We start from the raw sequence: 7,747 nt of genomic DNA on the forward strand, positions 1-7,747 counted from the left end.
CCGTAGCGCAGTATCTCAGCGATCACCAGAAACAGAACAGCAAAAAAGATAGAATCTCCTCCTGCTATGACTGCCTTGAATATGCCAAGATCTTTTCCTTCAAACACTGCCTGTATCAGACATTTAACTATAAAAAGTCCTGCAATGCCTCTTACCGCCCAGATATTTCCGTGGGTAAAAGGTCTGCCGCTTCGGAATATCCTGAAAAAGATCAGCGCTGCAACAGCCAGAGCTGCGGCATTGATAAAATAGCCTATTCCAACTGCGGAAATATAATTCCGCAGCAGTGTGGCAGACATTCTTTCCACACTGATACCCGCTACAACATACATAGCCGCACCCAGAAGCGATAATATGGCGATCACAAGGCTGCTCCTTTTGATGATTGAGATGTTTTTATTCATTTTAAACTCTCCCTTGTTCTTTCTTTTTATTTATAATGTTTCGTCGGACTGCTGCTGTAAGCCCTTGCCGTAGCGGAATACCAGCGAAAACGCGTAGAGCACCAGTCCTGCGAACCAGAAAAGGTCTACCCTTATCTCCCTTGCCGCAATAAATATGCATATGATCTTCCCTATCTCAATTATTATCATGTAAGCGCCTAAATTCCGCAGCAAATTGCTTATTTTCAGCGTGAACGGAGTTCTTCTCCTGCCCAGCTCGTTCAGCAGCATAAAAGCCGTGACAAAGCCTGCAATAACGCAGAATATGACCGCTATGACAGCTATTCCGCCGATGGTGTTCTCAAACAGGCTGTGCTCCTTTGTATTAATGATGTAGGAGCGCTTTTCGGGGAACATACCAAAGATATTCAGCGCTCCGTAAGCCACCATAGCTATGAGGCTTATGCGGCTTATCCGCTGTATTTTCCGCGTAAGCTGTTTTTTATCCATAGACTCACGTCCTTTCTGCTCAGAGAGTTTCATCTGACTCCTTCTGCAACACCGTTCCGTAGCGGAATACCAACGAGAATGCATACAGAACCAGTCCTGCCAGCCACAGCATACCTATTTCGACAGTACCCTCGGAAAGATAGTAGAATCCTGCTCTTGTGACCTCGTAGACCATAAGGCTCACGCCCATATTCTTTATAGCTTTGCTGACCTTTTCCGTAAAGGGCGAAGCTCCCTTACTCATGCCGAAAAGAAGCTGCAAGCCGGCAACTATTGTAATAACAAGAGCCGTCAGCATTGCCACAGCGCAGACAAATCCCAGCAACGCCTCCCATACTGCTGTATCAGCTCCGTCGTCGACAGAGTTCCAGCCGTCAATGAAGCCTTTTTTTGCCGACGGGAACATGGCGTATGCTGAAACTCCGATATATAATATCAGTCCGACTACAGATATCCTGCTGATGTTTTTGATTTTAGAATTAAGTTTTTCGTTTTCCATAATGATTCTCCTTTTCTGTTTTTTCGCGGAAGCTCTCCCTGTCTGTGATTACATGATACCACGTCAGTTAATGTTTGTCAATGGTTTTTTATCGTTTATCATTAAATATTGTATGATTAAACATAAATCCCTATCACTTTCAGTCTTCCTGCTGTGTAAATTTCACGATAAAAATTTATCGATAAACATTAAACACTGAATAATACACAATTATTCATATGGCATTTTACACAATTTCATTATAGACATCAGCGCAAAAATATGTTATAATATGAGTGAGATAAATCATAATTTAACGCCTTTGGCGTCCCGAAAAATTGGTATTGTAGGGGCGAACATTGTTCGCCCGTGGTGGAGTTTGTGGGCGCACAATGTTCGCCCCTACATAATTAAATTTTGATTTACAGAAGGAGGAAATTCAATGAAAATGACTTTTATCGGCGCTACCCATGAGGTTACGGGCAGCTGTACCTATATAGAAGCCTGCGGCAAAAAGTTCCTTGTGGACTTCGGTATGCAGCAGGGCGAGGACATATTTGAAAACGTTCAGATACCTGTATCTCCGTCAAATATCGACTTCGTTCTCCTGACTCACGCTCATATCGACCATTCCGGACTTCTCCCCCTGCTCTATTCAGGCGGCTTTCAGGGCGAGATACACGCCACAGAGGCTACCTCAAATCTCTGCTCCGTAATGCTCCGTGACAGCGCACACATACAGGAGTTTGAAGCGGAATGGCGAAGCCGTAAGGCTGCAAGACGCGGCGAGCCCGACTATGAGCCGCTCTACACTATGGACGACGCTATCGGTGCTATAGACCTCTTTGTGCCACACCGCTATGAACAGGAGTTTGAGGTCTGTGAGGGTATACGAGTGCTTTTCCGTGACGCTGGTCATCTTCTGGGCTCGTCAAGCATACTCCTCACTATCACCGAGGGCGGAGTAACCAAGACCATAGTCTTCTCAGGCGACATCGGCAACACCTATCAGCCCCTTATCCGCGACCCTCAGTATATCGAGGCTGCCGATTACGTGGTCATGGAGTCCACCTACGGCAACCGCATACACGACCGCCCCACAGACTACACCGCTTCCCTTGCACGGGTTTTGCAGGAGACCTTTGACCGCGGCGGCAGCGTTATTATCCCTTCATTCGCGGTGGGCAGAACTCAGGAAATGCTCTACTTTATCCGACATATCAAGTCCGAGGGACTTGTCTCAAGGCACGACGGCTTCCCTGTTTACGTTGACAGCCCTCTCGCCAACGAGGCTACGGAAATTTTCATCAGCAACCGCGAGAGCTGCTACGACGAGGAGGCTCTCTCCTTTGTCCGTCAGGGCATAAATCCTATCAGCTTCGACGACCTTATCAGGACTGTCAGCAGCGACGATTCACGGGCTATCAACGACGATCCGCGCCCAAAGGTCATCATCTCTGCCAGCGGTATGTGCGAAGCAGGACGTATCAAGCACCACCTCAAGCATAACCTCTGGAGGAAAGAAAATACTATTCTCTTTGTCGGCTATCAGGCAGGCAACACCCTCGGCAGAGCCCTTGTTGACGGCGCTAAGCGCGTAAAGCTCTTCGGCGAGACAGTCAAGGTCGCAGCTAAGATAATGCAGCTCCCTGGTATCAGCGGTCACGCAGACCTGAACGGTCTCCTTGCATGGGCTAAGTCCATCAAGGGAGTTCAGCGCTTCTTTATCAATCACGGCGAGGCAACAGGCTCAGAGAGCTTTGCACAGAGGCTCCGCGACGAGCTGGGCGCAGAGGTATACGTCCCTTACAGCGGTGCTGAGTTCGATATTGCTGAAAATGTCATAACTATCGACGCCGAGCCTATCCCAATACCCAAGAAGCGCAACAGCGCAAACTTCAACATCACCTACAGCGACCTCGTTGCGGCTTCCGACCGCCTTGCGGCTCTTATCAGAGACTCCGACGGCAGAACAAACGCAGATATGCGCCAGCTCACCGAGGCTATCCACAAGCTCTGCGACGAGTGGAAATTACCATAATACACAGCAAGGACGGCTCAGTGCCGTCCTTTTTTCAGCCTGCCGAATTCTGGTCAGTTGACAAACTTTTAACAAGTTTTGGCTTGTCTCATATCAGTCCACTATGATATAATTAATATGTTGACCAATTCCAAGGAGGACAAAATATGAGAAAGTCAAAAATATTTGCCGCAGCTCTGGCAATAACACTCGCCAGCAGCTCACTCGGCTATTCACCGCTATACGCTGATGCTGCTACAACAGCTAAACCAGCATCCACATCAGCAACAACAACTACTACCGCCGCTGTAACAAAGCTTACAGGTCAGTTGAATGAAAATCAGTATTATGAATTCAGACAGAGCAGCAGCGACAATACGCTCTCTTTAAGTATCGATCTGTATGATGACCTGGGTACATCTATGCGTATACTGAACTTCAATGACTATATAAAGGAATACGATTTTGACTTCGAGTTTGAGGATAAAAATGTCGTTGTCCTCGGAACAGAGCTTAGAAGATTCAGCGGTGGAGCTTACATCGACGCAAAGCTGAAATTCCCCGAGGATACCCCTTTGCGCGAATACACCTATAAGGTCATACCAAAAAAAGCCATTGATAAGAACGGAAAGGACGTTACATCTGCTTTCAGAACCTATACAGGCAAATATTCTACTCTTGACAAGAACGGCTCCGACAAGGGCAGACCTGATCCCTCAGTCCCAAAACTTCGCTACAGCCAGACCGGACGTAAAATAAGCTCTGAAAACGGAGTTGTTTACGCAGGAGATACTGCTGATATAGGAAATACTGGCTATACAATAAGCGGCAATATCAACGGCAAAAAAAATTATTTCAAGGAAATCGACTTCGATGTCGAGTTTAATGACAAAAATGTTGTTTTACTTGAAAAGAAGCTTGTAGTCGAAGAAGGACGTTACGGAAGCTACACCTTCTACCCTACAGTCAGAGTAAAGATACCCGAGAAAACGCCGAATGGCGGCTACGGTTTCAAGATAATTGTAAACAAAGCTATAGATATGAACGACAATGATGTTACAAACAAGCTCGTTGGCGTTCAGTTCAGAGAAAGCTATCAGGTAAAAAACAAAGAAAGCGCGGCTGCTCCTACATCAACGACTACAACCAATAAAGTCACAACTACAACTAAGAAGGCTGCCACAACTACAACTAAGAAAGCAACCACTACGACCACAGCAAAAAAAGCTGTGACCACGACCAAGAAAACTACTACCACCACCCAAAAAAACACAACTCCTGTTACCACTACAAAGCCCGTAACAACAAGCAAGCCTAAAATTGGCGATCCAAACGGCGACGGCTTCATAAACGCTATCGACGCTTCCGATATTCTTGCGGTCTACGCAAAATCAGCTACCAGCAAGAACACAAAGCCTACAGACGCAGAAAAAGCTTACTGCGACGTAAACAATGACGGCGCTGTAAATGCTGTTGATGCTTCGTATGTTCTTTCGTATTATGCTTACACACAGACCGGCGGAAAAGATACTTTTACAAATTACATGAAAAAGCACTGATATACCACGGCGGCGGAAGTCCTATGACCTCTGCCGTCTTTTTTCGATTCCGTTAAGGTAACTTTTTTATGAACCATTGATTTGCCCTACCTATTTTTAGGATTTTTGACGAATATTGCCTGTACCGCAAAAATTTGCGCTTTATATATTGACTTATTTTGCACAAAGGAGTATAATTTATATTGTATTGCAAATACTACTTATTTTTATAATATATAACTTGGAGGTTTTTAACATGAGCAGAGTTTACAACTTCAGTGCAGGTCCTGCTGTACTTCCCGAGGAAGTTCTCAAGGAATGCGCAGAGGAAATGATGGATTACAAGGGCTGCGGTATGTCCGTAATGGAGATGTCACACCGTTCAAAGGTATATGACGAGATCATCAAGGAAGCTGAGAAGGATCTCCGCGACCTTATGAACATCCCTGACAACTACAAGGTGATCTTCGTACAGGGCGGCGCAAATCTTCAGTTTGCAGAGGTTCCTATGAATCTTATGAAGAAGGGCAATGCTGCTTACATCATCACAGGTCAGTGGGCTAAGAAGGCTGCTGCTGAAGCTGAGAAGTACGGCGAGGTAGTAAGAGTTGCTTCCTCTGCTGACAAGACATTCTCTTATATCCCTGATTGCTCAGACCTTGATATTCCCGAAGATGTTGACTACGTTTACATCTGCGAGAACAACACTATCTATGGTACAAAGTTCTGGGAGCTCCCCAACACAAAGGGCCACGAGCTGGTTGCTGACGTAAGCTCATGCTTCCTTTCAGAGCCTGTTGACGTTACAAAGTACGGCGTTATCTACGGCGGCGTTCAGAAGAACGTTGGTCCTTCAGGCGTTCAGATCATCATCGTTCGTGAGGACCTCATCGCTGACGGTCCTGCATTCAAGCAGACTCCTACAATGATGGACTGGAAGATACAGGCTGATAACGAGTCTCTTTACAATACACCTCCTACATATGGTATCTATGTATGCGGCAAGGTGTTCAAGTGGATCAAGAAAATGGGCGGTCTTGAGGGCATGAAGGCTCACAACGAGAAGAAGGCTAAGATCCTCTATGATTTCCTCGACAGCAGCAAGATGTTCAAGGGCACAGTTGAAAAGAAGGACCGCTCACTTATGAACGTTCCGTTCATCACAGGCAATGACGAGCTTGACAAGAAGTTCATTGCTGAGTCAGATGCAGCAGGCTTCAAGAACCTCAAGGGACACAGATCTGTCGGCGGTATGAGAGCTTCTATCTACAACGCTATGCCTATCGAGGGCGTTGAAAAGCTCGTTGCTTTCATGAAGAAGTTCGAGGAAGAGAATTCCTGATATAATTTTTGAATAATAAACTGTAAAGGAGTTTTACTGAAATGTACAAAATTCAGACATTAAACAAGATATCAGCTATCGGCACAGATATTTTCGACAAGAGCAAGTACACAGTAGCAGAAGATATAGCTAATCCTGACGCTATCATGGTTCGTTCCGCAAAGATGCACGATATGCAGTTCGGCGACAATCTTCTCGCTATCGCCCGTGCAGGCGCAGGCGTAAACAATATCCCTGTTGAGCGCTGCGCACAGGAGGGTATCTGTGTATTCAATACTCCCGGTGCTAACTCAAACGCTGTTAAGGAGCTTGCTATCTGCGCACTTCTCCTTGCTTCAAGAAAGATCGTTGAAGCAGCTTCATGGGCAGCTTCACTCAAGGGCACACCTGATGCTCCAAAGACAGTTGAAGGCGGCAAGTCAAAGTTTGCAGGTCCTGAGATCGCAGGCAAGACTCTCGGTATCATCGGTCTCGGCGCTATCGGCGGCAAGATCGCTAACGCTGCTGAGTCTCTCGGCATGAAGGTGATCGGCTACGATCCATTCCTTTCTGTAGGTGCTGCTCTTCACCTTGAGCCTTCCGTAAAGATCGTTACAGATATAAACGACATCTACACAAACAGCGACTATATCACAATTCATATGCCTTATACTCCTCAGACAAAGAACACTATCGATGCTGAGCAGATCGCTATGATGAAGGACGGCGTTCGTCTTATCAACCTCGCAAGAGGCGAGCTCATCAACAGCGAAGCAGTAGTCAAGGCTATCGAAGAGGGCAAGGTCGCTAAGTATGTTACAGACTTTGCTGACGATGTAGTTCTCGGCGTTGACAACGTTATCGTTCTCCCGCATCTCGGTGCTTCTACTCCAGAGAGCGAGGATAACTGCGCTGTTATGGCTGCTGAGGAGCTTATCGAGTACATTGAGAACGGCAACATCAAGAACAGTGTAAATCTCCCTAATGCTTCAATGAACGCAGTAGGCACAAAGATCTGCATTATCCACAAGAACGTTCCTACAACTATCGCTTCAATCACAACAGTAGTTGGTAACGAGGGTATCAACATCGAGAACATGGTAAATGCTTCAAAGAAGGATTTTGCTTACACGATGCTCGATGTTGTCGGTGATGTTCCTCCTACGGTAGAGGGCAAGATCAACGCAGTTGACGGCGTTATCAGAGTAAGAATAATCAAGTGATCGGATAACAGCTGAAAAGCTGTATTGTTAAAACAAGTAAACAGTCATAAGGATGTTAAAAGTTTCCTTATGACTGTTTTTTTATTGCATGATATAACAATAAAATTCAAGTTTACGCATTGTGCGGCGTGTTAGCCATTCAACGCAGCAGAGCCCCTTTCGCTGTGTCAAGCGGTAATACTGCCAAAAAAATAATTGAAAATTTGTAAGAAACGATAATTGATACTTCTTGCCGAATATGATATAATTCACTTGTGAATATTTTTTGAACGGT

General features: G+C 45.7%; 7 protein-coding genes. 4 read left to right on the plus strand and 3 right to left on the minus strand.

Annotated elements, in window-relative coordinates:
* From K5677_RS07950 to K5677_RS07960, 3 genes are all read right to left on the minus strand, one after another.
* On the minus strand, positions 1-404 hold a 404-nt coding region (locus tag K5677_RS07950; protein WP_296726574.1), incomplete at its 3' end, for a hypothetical protein.
* A gap of 30 nt (positions 405-434) precedes the next feature.
* The gene (locus K5677_RS07955; RefSeq protein WP_296726576.1) at positions 435-893 is read right to left on the minus strand and encodes a hypothetical protein; all 459 of its coding nucleotides are present in this window, start codon (positions 891-893) and stop codon (positions 435-437) included.
* Positions 894-912: 19 nt separating this feature from the next.
* The gene (locus tag K5677_RS07960; protein WP_296726579.1) at positions 913-1,392 is read right to left on the minus strand and encodes a hypothetical protein; all 480 of its coding nucleotides are present in this window, start codon (positions 1,390-1,392) and stop codon (positions 913-915) included.
* 421 nt (positions 1,393-1,813) lie between these two features.
* Between K5677_RS07960 and K5677_RS07965 the strand changes: the two genes are divergently transcribed.
* From K5677_RS07965 to K5677_RS07980, 4 genes are all read left to right on the plus strand, one after another.
* Positions 1,814-3,412, plus strand: coding sequence for an MBL fold metallo-hydrolase (locus tag K5677_RS07965; RefSeq protein ID WP_296726582.1), 1,599 nt, complete (start codon positions 1,814-1,816; stop codon positions 3,410-3,412).
* Positions 3,413-3,558: 146 nt separating this feature from the next.
* Complete coding sequence (locus K5677_RS07970) at positions 3,559-4,950, plus strand: dockerin type I domain-containing protein (RefSeq protein WP_296726583.1); 1,392 nt, start codon at positions 3,559-3,561, stop codon at positions 4,948-4,950.
* 235 nt (positions 4,951-5,185) lie between these two features.
* Positions 5,186-6,271, plus strand: coding sequence for a 3-phosphoserine/phosphohydroxythreonine transaminase (gene serC, locus K5677_RS07975; protein WP_296726586.1), 1,086 nt, complete (start codon positions 5,186-5,188; stop codon positions 6,269-6,271).
* Between the two features lie 41 nt (positions 6,272-6,312).
* Complete coding sequence (locus tag K5677_RS07980; RefSeq protein ID WP_296726587.1) at positions 6,313-7,473, plus strand: phosphoglycerate dehydrogenase; 1,161 nt, start codon at positions 6,313-6,315, stop codon at positions 7,471-7,473.
* The last annotated feature ends 274 nt before the right edge of the window (positions 7,474-7,747 follow it).

The sequence above is a fragment of the Ruminococcus sp. genome, from assembly GCF_024684275.1.